The organism is Allobosea sp. P5_A5, assembly GCF_056400625.1.
On the sequence record NZ_JBFUKY010000006.1, the window covers coordinates 242,158 to 266,726 of the forward strand.

Annotated in this window: 17 protein-coding genes; 6 read left to right on the forward strand and 11 right to left on the reverse strand. The window is 66.8% G+C overall.

Annotated features, from left to right (window positions below; all coding sequences use genetic code 11):
* Positions 1–140: 140 nt before the first annotated feature.
* Together AC1DR6_RS14305 and AC1DR6_RS14310 are read right to left on the reverse strand one after the other, a co-directional pair.
* Positions 141–1,535: a sigma-54-dependent transcriptional regulator gene (locus tag AC1DR6_RS14305; protein ID WP_476829905.1), complete on the reverse strand. Its 1,395-nt coding sequence runs from the start codon at positions 1,533–1,535 to the stop codon at positions 141–143.
* A complete protein-coding gene (locus AC1DR6_RS14310; protein ID WP_476829906.1) occupies positions 1,532–3,352 on the reverse strand; it encodes a sensor histidine kinase in 1,821 nt (606 codons plus the stop codon). The genes AC1DR6_RS14305 and AC1DR6_RS14310 overlap by 4 nt, the downstream gene beginning before the upstream one ends.
* Positions 3,353–3,548: 196 nt before the next feature.
* Here AC1DR6_RS14310 and AC1DR6_RS14315 point away from each other — a divergent pair, with 196 nt between their 5' ends.
* The 3 genes from AC1DR6_RS14315 to AC1DR6_RS14325 all read left to right on the forward strand — a co-directional run bounded on the left by AC1DR6_RS14315 (position 3,549) and on the right by AC1DR6_RS14325 (position 6,483).
* Positions 3,549–4,886 carry a dicarboxylate/amino acid:cation symporter gene (locus AC1DR6_RS14315; protein WP_476829907.1) on the forward strand — a complete coding sequence of 446 codons (1,338 nt, stop codon included), beginning with the start codon at positions 3,549–3,551 and terminating at the stop codon, positions 4,884–4,886.
* 125 nt (positions 4,887–5,011) lie between these two features.
* Entirely contained in the window at positions 5,012–6,043 is a 1,032-nt protein-coding gene (locus AC1DR6_RS14320) for an aldo/keto reductase (protein WP_476829908.1), read from the forward strand.
* Positions 6,037–6,483: an RbsD/FucU family protein gene (locus AC1DR6_RS14325; protein ID WP_476829909.1), complete on the forward strand. Its 447-nt coding sequence runs from the start codon at positions 6,037–6,039 to the stop codon at positions 6,481–6,483. Before AC1DR6_RS14320 ends, AC1DR6_RS14325 begins: the two co-directional genes overlap by 7 nt.
* A 150-nt stretch (positions 6,484–6,633) precedes the next feature.
* Here AC1DR6_RS14325 and AC1DR6_RS14330 read toward each other — a convergent pair whose 3' ends face one another.
* The 4 genes from AC1DR6_RS14330 to tesB all read right to left on the reverse strand — a co-directional run bounded on the left by AC1DR6_RS14330 (position 6,634) and on the right by tesB (position 12,320).
* On the reverse strand, positions 6,634–9,195 hold the full coding sequence (locus AC1DR6_RS14330; RefSeq protein ID WP_476829910.1) for a DNA translocase FtsK: 2,562 nt from the start codon (positions 9,193–9,195) through the stop codon (positions 6,634–6,636).
* 181 nt (positions 9,196–9,376) lie between these two features.
* Positions 9,377–10,855 (reverse strand): ammonium transporter, encoded by a 1,479-nt coding sequence (locus tag AC1DR6_RS14335; protein ID WP_476829911.1) that lies wholly within the window; start codon positions 10,853–10,855, stop codon positions 9,377–9,379.
* A gap of 28 nt (positions 10,856–10,883) precedes the next feature.
* Positions 10,884–11,222 carry a P-II family nitrogen regulator gene (locus AC1DR6_RS14340; protein ID WP_476829912.1) on the reverse strand — a complete coding sequence of 113 codons (339 nt, stop codon included), beginning with the start codon at positions 11,220–11,222 and terminating at the stop codon, positions 10,884–10,886.
* A 231-nt stretch (positions 11,223–11,453) separates the two neighbouring features.
* On the reverse strand, positions 11,454–12,320 hold the full coding sequence (tesB, locus tag AC1DR6_RS14345; RefSeq protein ID WP_476829913.1) for an acyl-CoA thioesterase II: 867 nt from the start codon (positions 12,318–12,320) through the stop codon (positions 11,454–11,456).
* 143 nt (positions 12,321–12,463) lie between these two features.
* Here tesB and AC1DR6_RS14350 point away from each other — a divergent pair, with 143 nt between their 5' ends.
* A complete protein-coding gene (locus AC1DR6_RS14350) occupies positions 12,464–13,705 on the forward strand; it encodes a ubiquinone biosynthesis hydroxylase (protein WP_476829914.1) in 1,242 nt (413 codons plus the stop codon).
* Between the two features lie 37 nt (positions 13,706–13,742).
* Here the strand turns inward: AC1DR6_RS14350 and AC1DR6_RS14355 are convergent, their stop codons facing one another.
* Complete coding sequence (locus AC1DR6_RS14355; protein ID WP_476829915.1) at positions 13,743–13,940, reverse strand: Trm112 family protein; 198 nt, start codon at positions 13,938–13,940, stop codon at positions 13,743–13,745.
* Positions 13,941–13,949: 9 nt separating this feature from the next.
* Positions 13,950–18,791: an NAD-glutamate dehydrogenase gene (locus AC1DR6_RS14360; RefSeq protein ID WP_476829916.1), complete on the reverse strand. Its 4,842-nt coding sequence runs from the start codon at positions 18,789–18,791 to the stop codon at positions 13,950–13,952.
* Between the two features lie 181 nt (positions 18,792–18,972).
* On the opposite strand from AC1DR6_RS14360, the gene AC1DR6_RS14365 reads away from it, so the two are divergent.
* Both AC1DR6_RS14365 and AC1DR6_RS14370 read left to right on the forward strand, forming a co-directional pair.
* On the forward strand, positions 18,973–19,521 hold the full coding sequence (locus tag AC1DR6_RS14365) for a peroxidase-related enzyme (RefSeq protein ID WP_476829977.1): 549 nt from the start codon (positions 18,973–18,975) through the stop codon (positions 19,519–19,521).
* 346 nt (positions 19,522–19,867) lie between these two features.
* A complete protein-coding gene (locus tag AC1DR6_RS14370; RefSeq protein ID WP_476829917.1) occupies positions 19,868–20,236 on the forward strand; it encodes a DUF2794 domain-containing protein in 369 nt (122 codons plus the stop codon).
* 123 nt (positions 20,237–20,359) lie between these two features.
* On the opposite strand, the gene AC1DR6_RS14375 is transcribed toward AC1DR6_RS14370, so the two are convergent.
* From AC1DR6_RS14375 to AC1DR6_RS14385, 3 genes are all read right to left on the reverse strand, one after another.
* Positions 20,360–20,896 carry an N-acetyltransferase family protein gene (locus tag AC1DR6_RS14375; protein ID WP_476829918.1) on the reverse strand — a complete coding sequence of 179 codons (537 nt, stop codon included), beginning with the start codon at positions 20,894–20,896 and terminating at the stop codon, positions 20,360–20,362.
* Between the two features lie 94 nt (positions 20,897–20,990).
* Positions 20,991–21,764 (reverse strand): Bax inhibitor-1/YccA family protein, encoded by a 774-nt coding sequence (locus AC1DR6_RS14380; RefSeq protein ID WP_476829919.1) that lies wholly within the window; start codon positions 21,762–21,764, stop codon positions 20,991–20,993.
* A gap of 219 nt (positions 21,765–21,983) precedes the next feature.
* Positions 21,984–24,569 carry an ABC transporter permease gene (locus tag AC1DR6_RS14385; protein ID WP_476829920.1) on the reverse strand — a complete coding sequence of 862 codons (2,586 nt, stop codon included), beginning with the start codon at positions 24,567–24,569 and terminating at the stop codon, positions 21,984–21,986.

Sequence of the window (24,569 nt, forward strand, 5' to 3'; positions counted from 1 at the left end):
CCATTTTGTCGGAAGCTCTGGGAAGCATCGTCCGCAGGCCGCCTTGACACCAGTCTTAGTGTAACTTTTCAGACACGAATAGCCGTCCGAAAGGCGGCATCACCAGCCGTTGCGGCCAGGGTTAAGCCCGACGCCGACCGTCATGAGCCCTCATAGGCCGCGCGCGAGATGCCGTGGCGGGCGAGCTTGTCGTAGAACGTCTTGCGCGGGATGCGCAGCGCTTCCAGCGTGGCGCGGACATCGCCGCGATGCGCCTCCAGCGCCTCCCGGATCATGTCCGCCTCGATCGCGCCGAGCCGCTCCGGCAGGCTCAAGCCTTCGCCGGCAGGGCTCGACGTAGGCGCGGGCAGGTCCCCGGTCAGGCCGAGAACGACCCGCTCGGCGAAATGGACGAGTTCGCGCACATTGCCCGGCCAGTCGCTCGCGGCGAGGTGGCGTTCCACGGCGCGTTCGAGCGGCGGAGCCTCCCGGTTGAACTTACGCGCGGCCCGCGCCATGAAATGCGCGAAAAGCAGCGGAATATCCGCGCGCCGCTCGCGCAGCGGCGGCAGACGCAGCGTTACGATATTGAGCCGGTAATACAGATCCTCCCGGAAATCCCGGCGCTGCGCCGGGTCGCCCAGGTCGGATTTCGTCGCCGCGACGACGCGCAAATCGACGGGGCGCGTTTCGTTGGAGCCCAGCGGCGCGACCTCCCGGCCCTCGAGCACCCGCAGCAGCTTCACCTGCGCGCTCGGCGGCATGCTTTCCAGTTCGTCGAGGAACAGTGTGCCGCCGCTGGCGTGCTCGATACGCCCGATGCGCTTCTTCTGCGCGCCGGTGAAGGCGCCGGCCTCGTAACCGAAAAGTTCGCCCTCGATGACGCTTTCGGGGAGCGCACCGCAATTCAGCGCCACGAACGGCTTCGCGCGCCGCCGGCCGAGCCGGTGCAGCAGGTTGGCGACGACCTCCTTGCCCGTGCCGGTCTCGCCCAGCACCAGCACATCGACATCGACATCCGCGAGATCGCGGATGGTCTGGCGCAGCCGCAGGATGGCCGGCGTCTCGCCGATCAGCCCGTCATCCTCGCCGGCACTCGCGGCAAGCGCCGCGAGCCTGCGGTTTTCCACGACGAGACGGCGCTTCTCGACCGCACGCCGCAGCGTTTCGATCAACCGCTCGCCCGGGAAGGGCTTGGCGATAAAATCATAGGCGCCTTCGCTCATCGCGCCGACCACCATATCGACATCGGCATGACCGGAGATCAGCACCACCGGAATGTCGGCATCGAGCGCCTTCAGCCGGCGAAACAGCGCGATTCCGTCCATGCCGGGCATTCGCACATCGGTGACGACCGCGCCGCCGAAACCGGGGCCGATCTCGTCGAGCAAGGCCGCAGCCGCCTCGAAGGTCGCGACGCTGAAACCCGCAAGCTGGAGCGCCTGGGCGTTGGCATCCCGCAGATCGGCATCGTCGTCGACGAAAGCGATGTCGAAGCCGGCAAGATCAGGCGCGGAAAAACCGGACCCAGAGGGTTCTCGCAAGTCGCGGCTCATGATGCCTGCCTCAGGACGATGGTGAAGGCGCAGCCTTCGCCGGGCCGGCACGCGGCCGTCAGCGTGCCGCCGAAGGAGGTGACGATGTCGTGGCAGATGATCAGGCCGAGCCCGAGGCCGCGCGGCTTCGAGCTGCGGAACGGCGTGAACAGCGCCGCCACAGCGGCGTCGTCGAGGCCGGGGCCGCGATCGGACACGGCGATCGAGACGGTGTCGCCGTGATCTGACACGGACAGCGACAGTAACGGCTCGGCCGGCCGCTGCGCTAACATCTCGATCGCTTCGACAGCGTTGCGCAGCAGGTTGACCAGCACCTGTTCCAGCTCGACATGCCGGGCCAGCACGGTGAGTTCGAGCGGGACGGCGTCGATCCGCGGAACGATCCCTGCCTGCCGCAGCGCGGCATCGAGGATCATCAACGCCCCGGCGATGGCCTCGCTCAGGGATACCGGCTTCAACTCGCTGCCACCGCGCCGGGCAAAGCCGCGCAGCGTCTCGGTGATCGTCCCGATCCGCTCGGTCAGCCCGATCACCTTGGCGAGCGCCCCATCCGCGCCGCCCTCGTCGCGCCGCCCGACGAGCGTACGGGCGTTCTCGGCATAGGTCCGCAGCGCCGCCAGCGGCTGGTTGATCTCATGAGCGACGCCGGCGGTGACCTGCCCGAGCGTCGCCAGACGGTTGGCCTTGGCCAGTTCCTCGCGCATGTCGGCGAGGCGCTCCTGCGCGTGAGCCCGCTCGGCCATCTCTCCCTTCAGGCGCTCGTTGCTGCCTGCCAGCGCGGCGGTGCGTTCCGCGACACGCTGTTCCAGCTCGGTCTTGGCCTCGGCGGCGGCGCGCAAGCGCAAATCCGCCTGCTGCCGGCGGCGCAACAGAAACGCTGCCCCGCTGAGGCCCACGAGCAGCACGAGCGCGACGAGCGTCTGCAACCTGACCTGCTCGGCGCGGATCGCGCGGTCGACCGGCAGAAGCATGTCGAGATGCCAGTCCGTGCTCGGCACGTCCCGCCGTGTCTGGACGTTGAGCGAGCGTTCCGGCGCGGCGCTGCGGATGAGCTCGTCATCCTCGCTCAGAGGCAACGGGAGAAGCGGCGCCCCGCCGAACTGGAGCGAGCGCCGGATTTCCGTCTGCATCGCTCCATCGAGCGGCGCCTCGACCCGGAAGCGCCAATCGGACACTGTCGAGAGCAGCACGACCCCGCGCGGGTCCGCGACATAGATCGGCCCACCCAGCGCGCGCCAATCCGTCTCCACACGGTCGAACTCGGCCTTGACCACGATGACGCCGAGCAGCCTGCCGCCCTCGGCGACGCGGCTGGTGATGTAGAGGCCGGGCCGATTGCTGACGGTGCCCAGCGCGAACTGCTCGGCCGAGCCGTTCAAGGTCGCGCTGAGATAATAATCGCGAAAGGCATAATCGTTGCCGACGAAGCTGGTCGGCTCGTCCCAGTTGCTCGCGGCGATGGTAAGACCGGCTGCGTCCAGCAGATAGATCACGGCGGCGCGTGTTTCCTGGGCGATGCTGGCGAATTTGAGATCGAGCGCGTGCCTGTCCCCTCCGGAGAGCACTCCGCGCACATCGGGATCGCGCGCCAGGATGGTCGGCAAGGCGCGCTGCTTCTCCAGCTCGCCCCGCAGTACTGCGATGGCGAGCGTCGTGGCGTCTTCCGCCCGGGCTCGCGTCGCCTCGATTGCCCGGTTGCGGCCGATATCTCCGGCGGCGATCAGCCCGACGCCCAGCAGGAGCGCCGCTGCCAGAAGGAAGGCCAGCCAAGCGCGGCCTATGCCGATCGGCCGCTGCAGGGGGCGGGGAGAACTCATCGCGGTACAATGGGCGGATTTCCGCCTGAAGCAATGGCCGTGTGTGCGGAGAATCGCACATGGCAGCCTAAGAACGTTGCCGCGATCCGCGCTATCTCGTTGAAATCGCCGAATTCCTCCATCCGCCGAGCCTTGGCACGCTCGTTGCGAACGTAACCATGCTCGCAAGGCCAAATAACAGCCCACGGAGGAAACGATGGCTACCACGCTCCCGCTCACAGCGGCCGCCCCCGCGCGTCCGAAGAAATTATACCAGCATCTCTACCTGCAGGTGCTCGTCGCCATCGCGCTCGGCATCGCGCTCGGCCATTTCTGGCCTGCCGAAGGTGCCGCTCTGAAGCCGCTCGGTGACGCCTTCATCAAGCTCGTGCGCATGGTCATCGCGCCGGTGATCTTCCTGACGGTCACGACCGGCATTGCCGGCATGAGCGACATGAAGAAGGTCGGCCGCGTCGCCGGCAAGGCGATGATCTACTTCCTCTGCTTCTCGACGCTCGCGCTCATCGTCGGCCTGATCGTCGCCAACGTCGTCCAGCCGGGCGCCGGCCTGCATATCGACCCCGCCACGCTCGATGCCAAGTCGGTGCAGGGCTATGCGGTCAAGGCGCACGACACCAGCGTCGTCGCCTTCCTGATGAACATCATCCCGGACACGATCGCCGGCGCCTTCGTTTCGGGCGACATCCTGCAGGTGCTGTTCTTCTCGGTGCTGTTTGGCCTGTCGCTCTCGCTGATCGGCGAGCGCGGCGAGCCGGTCGTCGCCTTCCTACAGTCGCTGACCGCGCCGATCTTCAAGCTGGTCTCGATTTTGATGAAGGCCGCACCCATCGGCGCCTTCGGGGCCATGGCCTTCACCATCGGCCGCTATGGCATCGGCTCCGTCGCCAATCTCGCCATGCTGATCGCGACCTTCTACCTGACCGCGGCGATCTTCGTCATCGTCGTGCTCGGCGCCGTCGCCCGCTACAACGGCTTCTCGATCTTCGCTCTGATCCGCTACATCAAGGAGGAGATCCTGCTGGTCGTCGGCACCTCCTCCTCGGAGGCGGCCTTGCCAGCGCTGATGGAGAAGATGGAAGCCGCGGGCTGCAAGCGCTCGGTCGTCGGTCTCGTCATTCCGACGGGCTATTCCTTCAATCTCGACGGCACCAACATCTACATGACGTTGGCGGCCCTGTTCATCGCCCAGGCGATGGACATCCATCTGCCGCTCGGCGATCAGGTGCTGCTGCTGCTGGTCGCGATGCTGAGCTCGAAGGGCGCGGCGGGGATTACCGGCGCGGGCTTTATCACGCTCGCGGCCACGCTGATGGTCGTGCCTTCCGTACCCGTCGCGGGTATGGCGCTGATCCTCGGCATCGACCGCTTCATGTCGGAATGCCGGGCGATCACCAACTTCATCGGCAATGCGGTTGCGACTATCGTCGTGGCGCGCTGGGAAGGCGAACTCGATACCGATCGCTTGCATGCCGCGCTGAGTGGCGCGCCTGTCACCAGCATGGATGGCGCGCCGCTGCCCTTGCCGGCGGAATAAGCCCCACCGTTGCCGAGCGCTTCCAACCGGCCGGGCTTGTCGCCCGGCCGGTTTTCGTTAGAGGCGTCGCCGGTTGATTTCCGGTTCGAACCGGACTCAGATGCGCCCCCGCCGAAGGGGGTGACATGACGACCGCAGACATCACGCAGCCTTTGCCTCCGGGCCGGCCGATCGCCGGACTGCAGCCCAGCCTGATCGGCTTTGGCGGAGCGCCGCTTGGTGACCTCTACGGTCATCTCGACGAGGCGACCGCACAGGCGACGGTGACCGCAGCGCTGACGGCCGGAATCAATCTGATCGACACTTCGCCGCTTTATGGCCACGGCCTCTCCGAGCACCGCATCGGCGCCGCCCTGCGGACGGTAAAGCGCGAGAGCGTCATTCTCTCCACCAAGGTCGGCCGCTGGATGCAGGCCGGCGCGCCCAAAACGGACGGCTCCGGCTATGCCGGCGGCCTGCCGCACCCGGCGGTGATCGACTACTCCTATGACGGCGCGATGCGCTCGCTGGAGCAGTCCCTGCTCAGGCTCGGCACCGACCATGTCGACATCCTGCTGATCCACGATGTCGATGTCTGGACCCATGGCGACCGGATGGAACAGCGCTTCGCCGAGGCGATGGACGGGGCCTACCGGGCGCTAGACAAGCTGAGGGCATCGGGCGCGGTCAAGGCCATCGGCGTAGGCGTCAACGAAGCCGAGATGTGCGAACGCTTCGCGCGGGCGGGCGATTTCGACGTGATGATGCTGGCCGGGCGATACTCGTTGCTGGAGCAAGGTGCGCTCGACGGCTTCCTGCCGCTGGCGCTGGAAAAGAAGATCGCGGTCATGCTGGCCGGCGTCTTCAATTCCGGCATCCTCGCCACCGGCGCCAAGCCCGGCGCGCATTACAATTACAAGCCGGCGCCGCCCGAGATTCTCGCGAAAGTGGCGCGCATCGAGGCGGTCTGCGCCGCGCATGATGCGGCCCTGCCGCAGGCAGCGCTCGCCTTCGCCGCGGCCCATCCCGCCGTCGCGACGGTGGTGCTTGGTGCGGTGACCCCCAATGAGATCAGTCGCAATCTCGATCTCGTCTCCCGCCCCGTCCCGGCCGCCTTGTGGAGCGATCTGCGGGCGGAAGGGCTTATCCCCGAAAACGCGCCGGTGCCGACATGCTGAAATCGATCGACCCCATCCTCGGCCCCGATCTGCTCTGGCTCCTTGCCGCGATGGGCCATGGCGATGATCTCGCGGTTGTCGATGCCAATCATCCGGCCGAGACGATTGCGCGTGCCACGACCTCGGGCCGAATCGTGCGCCTGCCTGGGCTGACGATGGCTAAAGCCGTGCGCGCCATCCTGACCGTGCTGCCGATCGACGATTTCGAGCCTGAGCCGATCCGCCGGATGCTCGTGGTGGGCGATGCCTCCGCCGTGCCGGTGATCCAAAAGGAGGTCGAGGCCGAGGTTGCCGCCGCGCAGGCCGGGCCCACGCCGCTGCCCGGGATCGAGCGCTTCGCCTTCTACGAGGCGGCGCGCAAGGCCTTCGGCGTGGTGCAGGTCGGCGATAGCAGGCCCTATGGCTGCTTCCTGCTGAGGAAGGGCGTTATCGCAGGGTAAGCCGCGCTTCGGTCCGGACGCGCGGTCATCCCGGACCATTCGCGAAGCGACGCCGATCCGGGATCCATTCCGGAACGCTCTTCGACAAGGTTCAGGAATGGATCCGGGTCTCCCTTCGGTAGCCCGGGATGACCTGCAGTGACCGGGAAATCACTCCCCGTCGTCGATCTGGGGAAGACTGTCGACCAGGATCTCTCTTTTCCCGGCGTGGTTTGCGGGTCCGACGATGCCTTCGTGTTCCATGCGTTCCATGATGGATGCGGCGCGGTTGTAGCCGATCTGGAGGCGGCGCTGGATGTAGGAGGTCGAGGCCTTCTTGTCGCGCAGCACGACGGCCACGGCCTGCTCGTAGGGGTCGTCTGAATCGACCGAGCCCATGGCGGATTTGTCGAAGACAGCGCCGTCCTCGCCCTCCTCGCCGGCGTCCTCCTCGTCGGAGGTGACGGCGTCGAGGTACTGAGGGCGGCCTTGCGTCTTGAGATGGGCGACGACCTTCTCGACCTCKCCATCGGAGACGAAGGGGCCGTGGACGCGGGTGATGCGCCCGCCGCCGGCCATGTAGAGCATGTCGCCCTGGCCGAGCAGCTGCTCGGCGCCCATTTCGCCCAGGATGGTGCGCGAGTCGATCTTGCTGGTGACCTGGAAGGAGATCCGGGTCGGGAAGTTCGCCTTGATCGTGCCGGTGATGACGTCGACCGAGGGGCGCTGGGTGGCCAGCACGACATGGATGCCGGCGGCGCGCGCCATCTGTGCCAGGCGCTGGATCGTGCCCTCGATCTCCTTGCCGGCGACCATCATCAGGTCGGCCATCTCGTCGACGATGACGACGATGTAGGGCAAAGGCTCGAGGTCCATGACCTCTTCTTCATAGATCGCCTCGCCGGTGCCCTTGTCGAAACCTGTCTGGACGGTGCGGGTGATGACCTCGCCGGCAGCCTTGGCCTCGACCACCCTGGCATTGAAGCCGTCGATGTTGCGCACCGCGAGCTTCGACATCTTCTTGTAGCGCTCCTCCATCTCGCGCACCGCCCATTTCAGGGCGACGACCGCCTTCTTGGGATCGGTCACGACCGGGGTGAGCAGATGGGGGATGCCGTCATAGACCGACAGTTCCAGCATCTTGGGATCGACCATGATCAGCCGGCACTCTTCCGGCTTCAGCCGGTAGAGGATCGACAGGATCATGGTGTTGATCGCGACCGACTTGCCCGAGCCGGTGGTGCCGGCGACGAGCAGATGCGGCATGCGGGCGAGATCGGCGATCACCGGCTCGCCGCCGATGGTCTTGCCGAGGCAGAGCGCGAGCTTGTGCTTGGTGCCCTCGAAATCCTGGCTCGCCAGCAGCTCCCTCAGGAACACCGTCTCGCGGCGGGCATTGGGCAATTCGATGCCGATGGCGTTCTTGCCGGGGATCACCGCCACGCGCGCCGACACCGCGCTCATCGAGCGCGCAATGTCGTCGGCCAGCGAAATCACCCGAGAGGACTTCGTCCCCGGCGCAGGCTCAAGCTCGTACAAGGTGACAACCGGGCCGGGCCGCACCTGCGTGATTTCGCCGCGCACGCCGAAATCCTCGAGAACGCCTTCCAGCAGCGTTGCATTCTGTTCGAGCGCATCGGTGGAGACCGTGGTGGTCGGGCTCTTCTTGGGCTCGCCAAGATATGTAAGCGGCGGCAGCTCGAAGGTTTCGCGGTCGAGCAGGGAGGGCTGGGCTTCCCGCTGGATGCGCCGGCCGGGCTTGGGCGCGGGGGCGCGGGCGGTGACGCGCGGCGCATTGAGATCGCGGAGATCCTCGGCCTCATCGACGTCGAAAGGCGGTTCCTCATTGGTCGCGGTGCGCGCCGGCTTGGCTCCCGCCAAGGGCTCCGGCCGGAAATCGGGGATGGGCTGTCCTGAACCGCGGCTCTCGCCGAAGTCCGGTTCGCGGCGAATGCGGCCGCCTTGGGGGGGCGGAACGGCCCCGGTGTCGATGGCGGGTTCCGGCGGGTGCGGCAGACGGCGCAGGATCGCGCCCCGCAGCGCCATCGCGCCATGAGCGAGCCAGCCCACCAGGATCACCGCGATGCCGGGTTCCTCGTCGGCGCGCTCCTCGCGATCCGACAGGGCGTCGTCGTCATCCTCGAGCAACGGATCCTCGTCGTGGACGAAGCCGAAACCGGCGGCGGCGGTCACCGCGAGGATCGCGATGCCGGCATAGAGAAAGCCGACGAGGCTCGCCACCGCGCCGCCTGCGATACCCGCGATGTTGCGCGTGCCGAACAGGAGTCCGTCGCCGATGACCCCGCCCATACCGGTGGGCAAGGGCCAGCGCGGCGTCGCGGGCAGCGCGCTCGCCACGGCGGCTGCGGCGGTGATGCCGAGAATCCAGAGGCCGAGCTTCAGCGCGCCGCGATCGAAGAGATGAAAACGAATCAGGCGCAAGGCCCAGATCATCGGCGGGAACAGCACGGCGATGACGCCGAGCCCGATGAGCTGCATCAGCAGGTCCGCGACCATCGCGCCGGGCCGGCCGAGCCAGTTGCGCACGGCGCCGTTGGTCGCATTGTTGATGCTGGGGTCGTCCACAGACCAGCTCGCCAGCGCCAGCGCGACCATGACGATGAGGCCGAGCACGCCGAGGCCAACCAATTCGGAGGCGCGGCGCGACAGGAACTCCCGCACCGGATCGGGCAGGCGGTCCATGAGCGATTGGGAGCGACGGACGGTGCGCATGCTGTTGCGATCGGTTTCCGGATTGTCCGGCGGCATGATGCCGACCATGGCCCAGAGGTTAGGAAGGCCAGGTTAAGACCCGCTTAACCTTGAATGCGTCGCGAAGCCTATCAGAGGTCGCGCTACAAAAAACCCCGGCGGTCGCCCGCCGGGGTTCGCAGCGTTTCACGTGAATCCGTGCTCAGTCGTGATAGGCCCGCTCGCCGTGCTGGGCGATGTCGAGACCTTCGCGCTCCTCGTCGGAGGTCACGCGCAAGCCGACGACCACATCGACGATCTTGTAGAGGATCGCCGAGCCGACGCCGCTGAACACCAGCGTGAAGAGCACGGCCTTAACCTGCGCCAGCACCGCATCGCTGAAGATATAGGCGCCGACGGCGAGTTCACCGGGCTTGGAGGCGTAGTCGGGGATGCCGGCGCCACCGAGCGTGGTGTTGACCAGGATGCCGGTCGCGATCGCGCCGATGATGCCGCCGACGCAGTGCACGCCGAAGACGTCAAGCGAATCGTCGTAGCCGAGCGCGTTCTTGACCGTGGTGCAGAAGAAGAAGCAGACCACGCCGGCGACGAGGCCGAGCACGATCGAGCCCATCGGCCCGGCGAAGCCAGCGGCGGGCGTGATGGCGACGAGGCCAGCGACGGCGCCCGAGACCATTCCGAGCATCGAGGGCTTGCCCTTGATCGCCCATTCCGCGAACAGCCAGGCGACGGCGGCGGCGGCGGTGGCGACGAAGGTGTTGATCATCGCCAGCCCGGCCGTGCCGTTGGCCTCGAGGTTGGAGCCGGCGTTGAAGCCGAACCAGCCGACCCAGAGGAGGGCGGCGCCGATCAGCGTCATGGTCAGCGAATGCGGCGCCATCAGCTCCTTGCCGAAGCCGATGCGCTTGCCGATCAGCAAGCAGCCGACCAAGCCCGCAATACCGGCGTTGATGTGCACGACCGTGCCGCCGGCGAAGTCGAGCGCGCCCCATTTGAACAGCATGCCGGCATCGGCATTGACCGCGTCGAGAGCGGCCTGCGCAGCCGCCTTGCCGTCCGCGCTTGCGTCAGCCAGCGCCTTGGCGGCGGTGCCGACCGCGTCAGGGCCGCCCCAGTACCAGACCATGTGGGCCATCGGGAAATAGATGAAGGTGACCCAGAGCACGGAGAACAGCATCAGCGCCGAGAACTTGATGCGCTCGGCGAAGGCGCCGACGATCAGGGCCGGCGTGATGCAGGCGAAGGTCATCTGGAAACAGATGTAGACGAATTCGGGGATGACGACGCCGTTCGAGAAGGTCGCGGCCGTCGAGTTGGCGTCGACGCCGCGCAGGAAGGCTTTCGAGAAGCCGCCGACGAAGTCGTTGAGGCCGCCGCCATTGGTGAAGGCGAGCGAATAGCCGTAGGTGACCCAGATGATGCAGACGACGCTGACGATGGCGAACACCTGCGTCAGCACGGAGAGCATGTTCTTGGAGCGGACCAGGCCGCCATAGAACAGCGCGAGGCCGGGGATGGTCATGAGCAGGACGAGGATCGTCGAGCTCATCATGAAGGCGACGTCGCCCTTGTTCGGCACGGGAGCGGCCGGAGCCGGCGTCTGCGCGTAGGCCGCGCCGGCACCGAGTGCCGCTATTGTGAGGCCGGTCAGTCCGGCCCGCAGGAAGGTCCTGAAATTCATTGTCGAAATGCTCCTGGAGGGTCGGAAATCAGAGGGCGTCGCCATCGGTCTCGCCGGTGCGGATTCGCACGGCCTTCTCGATCGAGGACACGAAGATCTTGCCGTCACCGATCTGGCCGGTGCGGGCGGCGGCGGTGATCGCCTCGATGACCTGATCGGTCAGCTCGTTGGCGACGGCGACCTCGATCTTGATCTTCGGGAGGAAGCTCACGGCATATTCGGCGCCGCGGTAAATTTCGGTATGCCCCTTCTGACGGCCATAGCCTTTCACCTCGGTCACGGTCAGGCCGTGGACCCCGATCGCCGTCAGTGCATCGCGCACCTCCTCCAGCTTGAACGGCTTGATGATCGCCATCACGATTTTCATCTGTCGGGCTTCCCCTCTTCGCCCCCGGTCGTCAGCCCCGGCGAACGCGTTGCAACTCTTACGCGCTGCCGAGCGCAGGGCGTCGCAAAGCGCAATTCAAAGGGCGTGCCAAAGCGGCCGGAGCCCTAAACGGGTCCGGTTCCGCGAAATCGAGCTGGAGGCTGTCGTCGATGACGATTTCTTGGCCTAATCTCTAGGCATTTGATGAAATCATAGGCGGATGCCTTGATGTCAGCCGAGATCGGGCCGCGGCCGGATCAGCCCTTCCTGCGCCACCGAGGCGACGAGGTTGCCCTGGCGGTCGAAGAAGAGGCCGCGGGAAAAGCCTCGCGCGCCGGAGGTCGAAGGGCTGTCCTGCGAATAAAGCAGCCATTCGTCGGCCCGGAACGGACGATGAAACCAAAGCGCGTGATCGAGGCTCGCGCCTTGGATGCGCTTGTCGAAGACCGTGGTGCCATGCGCGATGAGGCTGGAATCGAGCAGCATCAGATCTGAGGCGTAGGCGAGCACGGCGCGATGCAGGGCGGCATCGTCCGGCAACGGCTCCATCGCGCGGATCCAGACGTTGAACTTCGGCTCCATCTTGCCGCCGGTGCGATAGCGCTCCAGCTCGACCGGGCGGATCTCGATCGGTCGCTTGCGCTGGTAATAGGCCTGCACCGCGTCCGGCATATGGGGAAGGATGCCCTTCGCCATTTCCTCGCGATCCGGCAGCTCTTCCGGCATCGGCACCTTCGGCATCGGCATCTGGTGCTCGTAGCCGGATTCTTCGACCTGGAACGATGCCGACATCGCGAAGATCGCCTCGCCCTTCTGCACGGCGAGCACGCGCCGGGTCGTGAAGGAGCGGCCGTCTCGCAGCCTGTCGACCTCGTAGACGATCGGGATTTCAGGATCGCCGGGGAGCAGGAAATAGGCGTGCAGCGAATGCGGCAGGCGGTCCTCGACGGTCTTGCAGGCAGCATAGAGCGACTGCGCGATGACCTGACCGCCAAAGACACGCGGCCAGTTCGATTTGGGGCTGCGACCCCGGAACAGATTGCGCTCGAGCGGCTCGAGGTCGAGAATCGCCGTCAGCGAGGCGGTGATCGGGGACATGGCCTGCCGTTCGGGTTGAAGTCGGGTTGCGGATGGGTGTCGGGTTGACGTGGAGGCCCGTCAACCGCCAAGGCACGAGCGCGGCCGCATCAGCACCGAGGCGGCCGGCGTCGTCAAGCGGTCGAAAGTTCGAGGAGAACGGCATGAGCGGGGCGGATCGAAGCGGCATCGTCATCGCGGGCGGCGGGATCGCAGGCCTGGCGCTGGCGCTGGCGCTGAAGCAGGCGCTCGGCGCCGATATGCCGGTCGCTCTCGTCGACCCGGCGCTGGCGGCTGAGCCGAAGGCGGATAACCGCGCCTATGCGATCGCGGCCTCGGCGCGAGCGATGCTCGACGCGCTCGGCGTGTGGGAGGCCGTGGCGCCGACCGCCGCGCCGATGACGGAGATGGCGATCACGGATAGCCGGACAGGAGATGTGGTGCGGCCGGTCTTCCTGACGTTCGACGGGGAGGTCGAGCGCGGCCGGCCCTTCGCCCATATGATCGAGGCGTCTCCGCTGCTAGGAGCGCTCAAGGCGGCTTGCGGCGAAGCCGGCGTTCAGCTTCAGCCCTGCGGGGTGCGTCGCTTTTCGACCGGCAATGGTGCGGTGGATATCTCGCTCACCGATGGCACGTCCACCCGCGTGGCCCTGCTGGTCGCCGCCGACGGGGCGCGGTCGCAGCTGCGTGCGCAGGCCGGGATCGGCTGGATCGGTTGGGATTACAAGCAGTCGGGCATCGTCGCCACGATCGGGCATGAGCGGCCCCATCACGGCCGCGCCATAGAGCATTTCCTGCCTTCGGGCCCGTTCGCCATCCTGCCGCTTGCCGATGGCGGCTCGCTCGGCCACCGCTCCTCCATCGTCTGGACCGAGCGGTCGGAGAATATCGCGCCGCTGCTCTCGCTCGACTCCGCCGATCTTCTGGCTGAGATCGAGACGCGGTTCGGGCTCGAACTCGGCATGATCGCGCTGGAGAGTCCAGTCTCGGCCCATCCGCTCGGCTTCGGCGTGGCGCGGCGCTTCGTCGATAAACGCTTCGCGCTGCTGGGCGACGCCGCGCATCTGGTTCACCCGATCGCAGGACAGGGGCTCAATCTCGGCCTGAAGGACGTCGCCGCTTTGGCCGAGGTCATCGTCGATGCAGCTCGGCTCGGGCTCGACCCCGGCTCGCTCGACGTGCTGGAAGCCTATCAGACGGCGCGGCGCTTCGACACGGTGGCGATGGGCGCCTTCATGGACGGCATGAACCGCGCCTTCTCGAACGATGCAACGCCGGCAAGGCTGGCGCGCGATCTCGGGCTTGGGCTGGTCGACCGGCTGCCGGGGCTGAAGCGCTTCTTCATCCGCCAGGCGGCCGGTATCGGTGAGGCAGGGCCACGGCTGATGCGCGGCGAGGCGCTTTGAAGGCGCGCCGTCGCCGCTTCGGCTCCGACGACTGCCCTCACCCTTCCAGCTGTCGCGCCTCTTCCGGTAGCATGATCGGGATGCCGTCGCGGATCGGATAGGCGAGCTTGGCGGCCCGGCTGATCAGCTCCTGGTGCGCGGCATCGTATTCCAGCGTCGCCTTGGTCAGCGGACAAACCAAGATTTCGAGCAGTTTCGGGTCGATGCGGGTGGTCGTCTCGGCCAGATCGGGCATCGTCGTTCCTCAGTTCTTGCGCGGCAGTTCGGCGAGCATGCCGGCTGCCACCATCAGTTTCGCCAGCGTCAGACCCGAGCTGGTGATCGCATTGACCGTGCTGCGGGTCCGCTCGGCGTCGGTGTTGCGCGCGGCGGTCCAGCTTTCCAGCGCCCCGCCTTCACTGGTCTGGGCCTGCCCCGCGATCTCCTGGGTCAGATGGGCATGGGCGTCGTCCAGCGTCTCGACGGCGCGCTCGCGGGCCAGCCGCTCGTAATCGTCGGTCGCAGGCACGGCCGCCGCCGCCGCTTTCAGCATCGAGAGGCCGAAATAGGCATCGACGCCGAAATGAATGCGGGCGACATCGCCGCGCTCGCTTCGCTCGGCGATATCGACGATGTCCGTCGCCTCCGCCAGGGTCGGCAGGCTGGCGACGCGGGTGGCGAGAGCGTCCGGCACGCCATCGGCCGTCAACACCGCGATGCGGGCGAGCCGGGCCTGCGCTGCGGCCTCCGGCAGGATCGTATCGAGCGTTCCGGCAAGCTCGGTGACGCCTTTGGCGTAGCGTGCGATCGTCGCCTCGATGGTGCCGGGCTTGGCAACGCCGCGGCGCAGCAGCCAGCCCATGCGATCGATGACGAGCTGTTGCGCTGCTGCATAAAGTCCAAGCTGTGTTTTGCCGGGGATCTTTGCATCGAGCGCGTCGATTTCGCCGTTGAGGGCGATCAAGTCGAAGGAGTCGCGAGCGATGGCGTAGGCCGCCGCAATTTCAGGAACCTCCGAGCGCGTCAACGCAGACAACACTGGCACGAGCGCGGGACCGCCCCGGTTGATCAGCGCGTTGGCGAGCTGCGTCGCGACGATTTCGCGGCGCAGGCGATGGCTGGCGATGGCGTCGGGATAAGCCTCGCGCAGCGCTTTGGGGAAATACCGGACCAGTTCGGTGGCCAGATAGGGGTCGTCTGGCACGCTCGATTCGAGCAGGCCGTCATGCAGAGCGAGCTTGGCATAGGCCAGCAGCACCGAAAGCTCCGGCCGAGTCAGGCCCTCGCCGCGCTTCTCACGCTCCAGCAGTATGGCGTCGCTCGGCAGGAATTCGACCGTGCGGTCGAGCCGGCCCTGGCGCTCCAGTGTCTGCATCAGGAAGCGCAGGCCCGGCGTTGCGGCGAGCCCCTGTGCCTCGGTCAGCGAAAGCGCCAGCGTCTGCAGGTAGTTGTTGCGCAGGACCAGCAGCCCGACCTCGTCGGTCATCGACGCCAGCAGGGTGTTGCGGTCGTCCTCGGAGAGCCGGCCGTCCTTCACCGGTACCGCGAGCGCGATCTTGATGTTGACCTCGACGTCGGAGGTGTTGACGCCGGCGGAGTTGTCGATCGCGTCGGTGTTGAGCTTGACGCCTTTCTGCGCCGCCTCGATGCGGCCGCGCTGTGTGACGCCGAGATTGGCGCCCTCGCCGATCACGCGCGCCCGCAGGTCGGTCCCGGTGATGCGGATCGCGTCGTTGGCGCGGTCGCCGACCTGGGCGTCGCTTTCATCGGTGGCGCGGATATAGGTGCCGATGCCGCCGAACCAGAGCAGATCGACGCGGGCCTTCAGGATCGCGGTCATCAGCTCGGGCGGCGAGACTTCGGGCTTGTCGAGATCGAGAAGCGTCCGGATTTCGGGGGAGAGAGGGATGCTCTTGGCCTGCCGCGAGAAGATGCCGCCGCCCTTCGAAATCAGCGACTTGTCGTAATCAGCCCAAGAGGAGCGCGGCAGGGCGAAGAGGCGCTGGCGCTCGGCCAGCGCGCTTGCGGTATCCGGATCCGGGTCGAGAAAGATATCGCGGTGATCGAAGGCCGCAACCAGCTTGATCTCGGGCGAAAGCAGCATGCCGTTGCCGAAAACGTCGCCGGACATGTCGCCGACGCCGGCCACGGTGAACGGCGTCGTCTGGATATCGACATCGACCTCGCGGAAATGGCGCTTGACTGCCTCCCAGGCGCCGCGCGCCGTGATGCCCATGCCCTTGTGGTCGTAGCCCTGCGAACCGCCCGACGCGAAAGCGTCTCCCAGCCAGTGGTGCTTTTCCAGCGAGATCGCGTTTGCGGTGTCGGAGAAGGTCGCCGTGCCCTTGTCGGCGGCGACCACTAGATAAGGGTCGTCCCCGTCATGGCGCACCGTGTCGGGTGGCGGCACCAGCGTCTCGCCGTCGAGATTGTCGGTGAGTTCGAGCAGGTTGCGCACGAAGATGCGGTAGCTCTCGGTGCCTTCCGCCAGCCAGGCGGCGCGGTCCGACGCCGGCGGCAGCTGCTTGGGCACGAATCCGCCCTTGGCGCCGACCGGGACGATGACGGCGTTCTTGACCTGCTGCGCCTTGACGAGGCCGAGCACCTCGGTGCGGAAATCCTGCGGCCGGTCGGACCAGCGCAGGCCGCCGCGCGCGACCTTGCCGAAGCGCAGATGGATGCCCTCGACGCGCGGCGAATAGACGAAGATCTCGTAGAGCGGGCGCGGCAGCGGCAGACCGTCGACCTTGGCGCAGTCGAATTTGAAGGTGATGGTCTGGCGCGGATGGCCGTCCGGCCCGGTCTGGAAGAAGTTCGTCCGCAGCGCCGCATCGACCAGATTGACGAGGCGGCGCAGGATGCGGTCCTCGTCGAGGCTGGTGACACTGTCGAGCGCTTCCTCGATGCCGGCGCGGGCGGAGGCCATGGCCTTCTCGCGCTCACCGGTGGCGAGGCGCGGGTCGAATTTCGCGACGAAGTAAGCCAGCAGGCCCGAGGCGATCGCGGGGTGCCGGGTCAGCGCGTCGGCGATGTAGCCTTGCGCATAGGGCGCGCCGACCTGGCGCAGATAGCGCCCGAAAGCGCGCAGCAGCGCGGCTTCCCGCCAGGCGAGCCCGGCGGCCAGGACGAGCTGGTCGAAGCGGTCGGATTCGGCCAGGCCCCGGAACTGCGCCATCAGCGCCGCCTCGATCGTCGGGTCGAGATGGGCGATGTCGATCTCGCCATCGTCGGCGCGCTCGAGCGTCATGTCATGCAGCCAGACGCGAACCGTCTCGCCTGCGCCTGCGCCATTCTGGGGCGAGACGTTGTAGGTGCGCTCATTGACGACGCGGAAGCCCATGTTCTCGAGCAGCGGCACGCGGGCCGACAACGAGATCGGCGCGCCGCGCGAGAACACCTTGAGGTTGGCGCGCGTCGCCGGATCGCCCTCGCGGCGGTAGAGATTGACCGCGCGGGTGCGCTCGCCCGAGAGCTGCTGGAGCATGTCGATATCGACCAGCGCGTCGGTCGCCGAGAACCGCTCGCGATAGGCTGCGCCGAAGGCAGCCGCGTAGCGTTCCGCTAGAGCACGGGCGGCGGGGCCGGCCTTTTCGCGGTCGAGCGAGTCCTTCAGCCCGTCGCTCCAGGTGCGGACGATGGCTGCGATGCCGGATTCGAGCGTTGCGCGGTCGATCTGCGGGGTTTTGCCCTCGTCGCGGCCGATGATGTAGTGAGTGCGCGAGAGCGGGCCTTCGGGATAGGCCGGATAGGCCGCCGAGATGCGGCCATTGTAGATCCGCGCCAGAAATTCGCCGACCCGCAGCCGGACATTGGTGTCGTAGCGGTCCTTCGGGATGAAGACGAGGATCGAGACGAAGCGGTCGAACTCGTCGACGCGCGGCAGCGCCCGGATGCGCGGCCGCTCGGTCAGCTGCAGGATGTCGAGCGCGAACTGCTCCAGCGTCGGGACGTCGATCTGGAAGAGTTCGTCACGCGGATAGGCGTCGAGCACGTTCAACAAGGCGCGACCGGAATAGCTCGCAGGGTCGAAGCCGATGTTCTTGGCGACGCGGGCGACCTTGAGGCGCAGATAGGGAATCGAGCGGGCCGAGCCGGTATAGGCGTTGGAGGTCAGCAGGCCGACGATGCGCAATTCACCGTCGAGCCGCCCGTCCGCTGTGAACAGCTTGACGCCGACATAGTCGAGATGGACGCGCCGGTGGACGCGGCTCTTGACGTTGGCCTTGGTGATAATGAGCGCCTGCGGCTTGGCCAGGAAGGCGCGGATCTCGGGCGTGGTGGTGACGAGTTCGCGGCCGCGGCGCAAAACCTTGACGGAAGGGTCGCGCAGAATGCCGAGGCCCGAACCTTCGATCGGATCGGCGGCGACGTCTCCGCCCGGGAAGCGGTAGGCGCGCACGCCGAGCAGGGTGAAGTTGTCGCCGGCGATCCATTCGAGGAACTGCAGGGCCTCGGTGATCTCGTCTTCCGGCAGCGGCGGCGGGTTGCCGCGATAGGCCTGGATCACCTCGGTGATGCGGCCGCGCATCGCCGCCCAATCGTCGACGGCCAGCCCGACATCGGCATAGACGCGTTCCAGGCCGAGCTGCAGTTTCTCGCGGGCCTCCGCCGAATCGATCCGGTCGAGATGGATATGGATCAGGCTTTCGCGACGGGTGCCCTCTGGCGCGCGGCCTGCGGCTTCTCCGGCCAGCGAGAGAAACGCGCCTTCGGGATCGCGCGCCACGGCCAATATCGGGTGCGCGACCAGGCGCGGGTCGAAGCCCTGATCCTGCAACTCGGCGAGCGTCGAATCGAGCAGGAACGCCTTGTTGTCGTTGACCACTTCGAGGATCGTGATCTGGCGCTGCTGGCCGGCCTCGTCATATGCATCGTCGCGGAAGCGCAGGTTGATGCTGTCGGCCTTTCGCGGCTGGGCCAGATGCGCGAAGGCCTCGATCGCGGCATGGGCGAGCAATTCGGGCGGCAGCGCTTCCAGATCCTCGGCGACAGAGCGGCCGAAGAGCAGCCGCGGAAATTCGGAGGGCATGGCGCCGGGCAGCCCAGACGCAGCGCTTTCGATGGCTGCCACCGCCGCGGCGGTCGCATTCGTAACCCGCTTGCCCATGATCCACCCCGTTGTTTTGCCGCAGCGATGACATAGGCTGCGCGGCCTTTCAACTTTGCCTTGCCCCGGAAAGCGGCGAAAGCGCCGCCTCAACGAGGCGACAGGAGCGACCATGGCCACGAAGCATGACAAACCTAAGGTGGGCGAAGAGCCGGCCCGACAGGATTCGCCGCCAACGGTGATGGCGCTCGATCTTCCGCCCGGAGTGCTCTCGGAGACGAACCAGGCCTATTTCGCCAAATGCGATGAAAAGCTTGGTTTCGTGCCGAACGTGCTGGCGGCCTACGCCCATGACGATGCCAAGCTCAGCGCCTTCGCCGGGTTTTACAATGACCTGATGCTGGCGCCGTCCGGCCTGTCAAAGCTGGAGCGGGAGATGATCGCGGTCGCGGTCTCGAGCGAGAACCGCTGCTATTACTGCCTCACCGCGCATGGAGCAGCGGTGCGCCAGCTTTCCGGCGATCCGGTGCTGGGCGAGTTGCTGGTGATGAACTACCGCGCGGCGGACCTCTCGCCGCGCCACCGTGCGATGCTGGATTTCGCGGTGAAGCTGACCGAGACGCCGCATCTGATTGGAGAGGCGGATCGCGAGGCGCTGCGTGGTGCCGGCTTTGCCGAGCGCGACCTGTGGGACATCGCTGCGGTCGCCGCATTCTACAACATGTCAAACCGCATGGCTTCGGCGGTCGATATGCGGCCAAACGTCGAGTACCACGCTCAGGCACGCTGAAGTGCGGGTTTGAAAAAGAAACGGCCGGCGCAATGCCAGCCGTGAGTTGGCCTCGACTTCGATGACCCGGCTCCTCCGGAACACCGGGGGGCTGGGGGGCTGACAAACCGGGGTTCGGCAGAGCCGGGCCGTCGAGGCAACATGCGCAGTTGAGCGCTGCAATCGGGCGGACCCTTGGCTTGTTCGGGGCGGAAATAGGGCGTCGCTGACGAACGCGCGAGCGGGCCGGATTTCGGCTCGCTCCATTTCTTGTTGGCGCCATGCCTTGCCGGAGCCAGCTGGAGCCATGCCTTGCCAGCGGAACTTCGCAGGCGCATCATTCCAGCCGGCTCATCAAGGAGGCTTCATGAGCGAAAGCGATTTCCCGCCATCGCAGCCGGCCGGCTCGGTTCTGACGTTCCCGTCCCCGGCCAGGACTACGGCGGTCACTTTCGACCGGCGCGAGCTTTCGGAACTGCTCAATCTCTACGGCCGCATGGTCGCGGCCGGGGAGTGGCGGGACTACGCGATCGATTTCCTGAAGGACAAGGCGCAGTTTTCGGTGTTTCGACGCTCATCGGAAATGCCGCTCTATCGTATCGTCAAGGACCCGGCGCTGGCGCGAAAGCAGGGCGCTTATTCGGTGGTCGCGGCGACCGGCCTGATCATGAAACGAGGGCCGGAGCTTTCGCGCGTTCTCAAGGTGCTCGACAAGCAGCTCAGCGTCGTCGGTTGAATGGCGCCGATCGTCATTGCGAGAAGCGCAGCGACGAAGCAATCCAGGAGGACTGGGTTGAAGCGTCCAACCCGGTCCTCCTGGATTGCTTCGCTGCGCTCGCAATGACGAGGGCAGCGTTCATCAAAGGGCGGGAGGACTGCGGTCGCCTTCGCCCAGCTCCTTTTGCATCAGCATCTGGTCGAGCCAGCGGCCGTGCTTGAAGCCGACCTTCTCGGCGACACCGACCAGGCGGAAGCCAGCCCGCTCATGYAGGCGGCGCGACCCGACCGAGGCGCCGGTGCCGTCGCCGATCACCGCGATCATCTGCCGGAAGCCGCGCCGCGTGCAGTCTTCCATCAGCGCCTGCAGCAGAAGGCTGCCGAGGCCGATCCCTTGAGCGGCCCGAGCAAGATAGATCGAGTTTTCGACCGTGCTGCGATAGGCCGGGCGCGGGCGATAGGCGCTGGCATAGGCATAGCCGAGCAGCAGGCCTTCGCGTTCGGCGACGAGATAGGGATAGCCGCCGGCCAGGATCGCATCGAGGCGGCGCAGCATCTCGCTTTCGTCAGGTGGGTCCAGTTCCCAGGACGCCGTGCCGTTGATGACCGCGTCGGCGTAGATCGCGGCGATGGCAGGGATATCGGCCGGCACGGCCGGGCGGATCGAAGGAGGCATCATGCCCGAGGTTTCGCAACGTCCGTGCCAAAAGAAAAGCCCCGGCCGTGAGGCCGGGGCTCGCAATCCAGGGCTTGATGCCCGCTACGCGTAAGGCTCAGCGACGGTCGCCGAAGAGGCTGATCAGCATCTGGAACATGTTGATGAAGTTCAGGTAGAGCGACAGCGCGCCGTTCACCGAGAGCTTCGCAGCCGATTGCGCATCCAGATCCGAGGAGAGATACATCTCCTTTAGGCGCTGGGTGTCCCAGGCGGTGAGGCCAGCGAAGACCAGAACGCCGATCACCGAGATGGCGAAGGACAAAGCGCTCGACGCCAGGAAGATGTTCACCACCGAGGCGATCACGAGGCCGATCAGGCCCATGATCAGGAACGAGCCCATGCCCGAGAGCGACTTCTTCGTCGTATAGCCGGCGAGGCTGAGCGCGCCGAAGGCGGCGGCCGTGATGAAGAACACGCGCGTGACCGAGGCGCCGGTGAAGACGACCAGGATTGACGACATCGAAACGCCCATCACCGCCGCGAAGGCGAAGAACATGGCGCGCGCCGAGGAGGCGCTCATGCTTTCGGCCTTGAACGAGAAGAGCATGATGAAGGCGAGCGGCGCCAGCATCACCACCCACTTGAGCGGGCTGAGATAGATCGCCTGGCCAAGCGCGGTCAGGCCGGTGATCTTGCCGTCCGGCGTGTAGCCGGCGATGGCCATCATCGAAATGGCCATCGCGGCGAGGCCGGTGATGCCCAGGCCGATCGCCATGTTGTTGTAGACGCCGAGCATGAACGAGCGCAGGCCCTGATCCATCTCGACGGCGCTGGTCTGCTGTGCGCGGCCGGCACCCCAGACTGGAGCATTGCGGTCGAAGTTGCTCATCGAGCGAGTTTCCCCTGACGTTGTTTCGGACGACGACCAGCGCGCAGGCGCCGGCCATCCTCGCGCTTGATCAACGCGATGAGGGGAATATGAGGCGCTTTCCACGCCGTTACAAGAGCGCTGCATGGTTAAGGCCGAGGCCGGCATAGAAACGCGGAGTCCGAGCCATGCAGAATTACAGGATTTTAATGTCTATCTAGGGGAAGTCCAAGACAGTCATCATAAATTCCTGAGATGAGAAGCTGGCGCTTTCGACAGTATTCTTAGCGTGCCGACCAGCCCAAACAGGACGGTGATGCCGATCGCAGCAGTCGCCGCCAGTAGAGCACCTGTCGGATCACTGACGAAATCGATCCGCATCACTTGCGTGACGACGCCCCAGCCTGTCGCGGTACCCGCGAGAACGCCGAACAGCGCCGCGACGAACCCGATGGCGGCATATTCAAGGGCGTACGACGAAAGTATGAAGCGGCGGGTCGCGCCAAGCGTTTTCAGGATCATCGCGTCATAGAGCCGCGCCCTCTGCCCGGCGGCGAGAGCGCCGCCCAGCACGAGCAGGCTCGCTGCGATGGCGAGGCCCGATGCGCCCCGGATCGCGGTGGCGAGCTGCTGGACAATGGTGTTCACGGCCTCCAGTGCGTCCTTGACCCGCACGGCGGTGACGGCCGGGAAATCGGTGGCAAGCCGGCGCATCAGCACGGCATCGGTCGAGCCAGCGCCATCGGCCGAGGCGGTGACGGTGGCGAGGTCGGTATGGGGGGCGCCGGCGAAGGTGTTGGGCGAGAACACCATCACGAAATTGATGCCGAAGGAGCGCCAGTCGATGGTGCGCAGATTGGCGACGCGGGCGGTGATCGTGCGGCCGAGCACGTTGACGGTCAGCCGGTCGCCGATCTTCAGCCCGATGCCTTCGGCATTTTGCGCGTCGAAGGACACCAGCGGCTCGCCCCTGTAGTCGGCCGGCCACCACTCGCCCGCCGTGATGCGCGACCCCTGCGGAACGGCTGCGGCATAGGTGATGCCGCGGTCGCCGTCGAGCACCCAGGAGGATTGCTCGCTCGCCTTGATGTCCTCGGCGCGCGTTTCGTTCACGCGCAGAATGCGGCCGCGCATCATCGGCACGCGCTCCACGGCGGCGCCGGGCCGCTCCTGCGCCAGAAAGGCGTCGAAGCGCGCGGAATCGCGGCTGGGGATGTCGAGGAAGAAGAAGCCGGGCGCCTTGGCCGGCAATGCGCCAGTAAGCTGGCGGGTCAGGCTGACGTCGATGAAGGACAGCGCCGTCAGCAGCGAGACGCCGAGACCGACCGACAGCACGAGCGAAGGCGTCAGGGCGCCGGGCCGGTGGCTGTTGGCGAGCGCCATCCGCAAGGCCGGGCGGCGCGGGCGGGGCAGATGGCGGGCCAGAGCCATCAGCCCCTGCGAGACGACGCGCAGCAGCACGAAGACGCACAGCATCGCGCCGATGTAGATCAGCGCAATGCGCCGGTCATAGGCGAAGCCGAGCGCGACGCCGATCAGGCCGGCAAGCGCCAGAATGCAAATCACGAGGTAGATCAGGCGCGGGCGGCGCGGATCGGGCTCGATCTGGTCGCGAAAAAGGGCCGAGACCGGCACGTCATGGGCGCGTCCGAGCGGGAGGATCGCGAAGACCAACGCCGTCAACAGGCCGTAGAGCGCGGCGATGGCGAGTTCCGCCGGCGCTAATGTGGGCTCGAACGGGACGGGCAGGATGCTCTGCAGCAGGGCGCCGAGCGCGAAAGGAGCGGCAGCGCCGAGCACGAGGCCGATCGCCGTGCCGATCGCGGCGACGAGCATGACCTCGGTCAGGTGGATCGCGACCACGCGACCGCCGGTCGCACCGACGGCCTTCATGGTGGCGAAGTCGAGCTTCTTGGCGGCAACGAAGCGGCGCACCGCATTGGCGACGCCGACACCGCCGACGAGTAGCGAGGTCAGCCCCACCAGCGTCAGAAATTGGGTGAAGCGCTCGAGATTGCGCTGGAAGCTCGGCGCGGCATTGTCGCGCGAGCGGATTTCCCAGCCGGCCTCGGGCTGCTGCGTCGCGGCGTCGGCAAGAAGACGCTTGAGATCGCCGTCACTGGACGCCGTCGCGGGCAAGGCGATCCGGTAGGTCCAGCGCACGAGGCTGCCGGGCTGGATCAGGCCGGTGGCACGCAGGGCATCCTGCGAGACCAAAAGACGCGGGCCGAAACCGACGCCGGCTGCGATCTTGTCGGGCTCCGAAACGAGGTTGGCGTTCAGGCGCAGGGTGGTGCTGCCGACCGCGACGGTGTCGCCTGCCTTGAGGCCGAGGCGGCCGAACAGGATCGGGTCCGCGACTGCGCCATAGGCGCCGTCTCGGAGTTCGAGAAGGCCGGGCAGCGGCTGCTGCGGGTCGGTTTCGAGCGTGCCGATGCTCGGATAGCTGCCGTCGACCGCCTTGATCTCGACCAGCGCCGTGCCCTTTTCGCCGGCATTGGCCATGGCGCGCAGCGTCGCGATGGCGGAGACCGCGCCGCGCCCGGCGAGAAAGGCCAGCTCGGGCGGCGTCGCCTCGCGCTGGATCAGGCTGAAGCTGGCATCGCCACCGAGGATCCGCCGGCCCTCCCGCGCGAGCCCCTCGGTCAGGCCGCGCGAGGCGGAGGCGACGGCGGCGATGGTCATGACGCCGAGCGCCAGGCAGGCGATGAACACGCCGAAGCCGCGCAGGCCGGCGCGCAAATCGCGAACGGCCAGTCGGAAAGGAAGTGCCAGACTCGCGGCTCGGTCGGCAGGGCGGCCAGCGGGCTTGATCGGAGCGTGCAT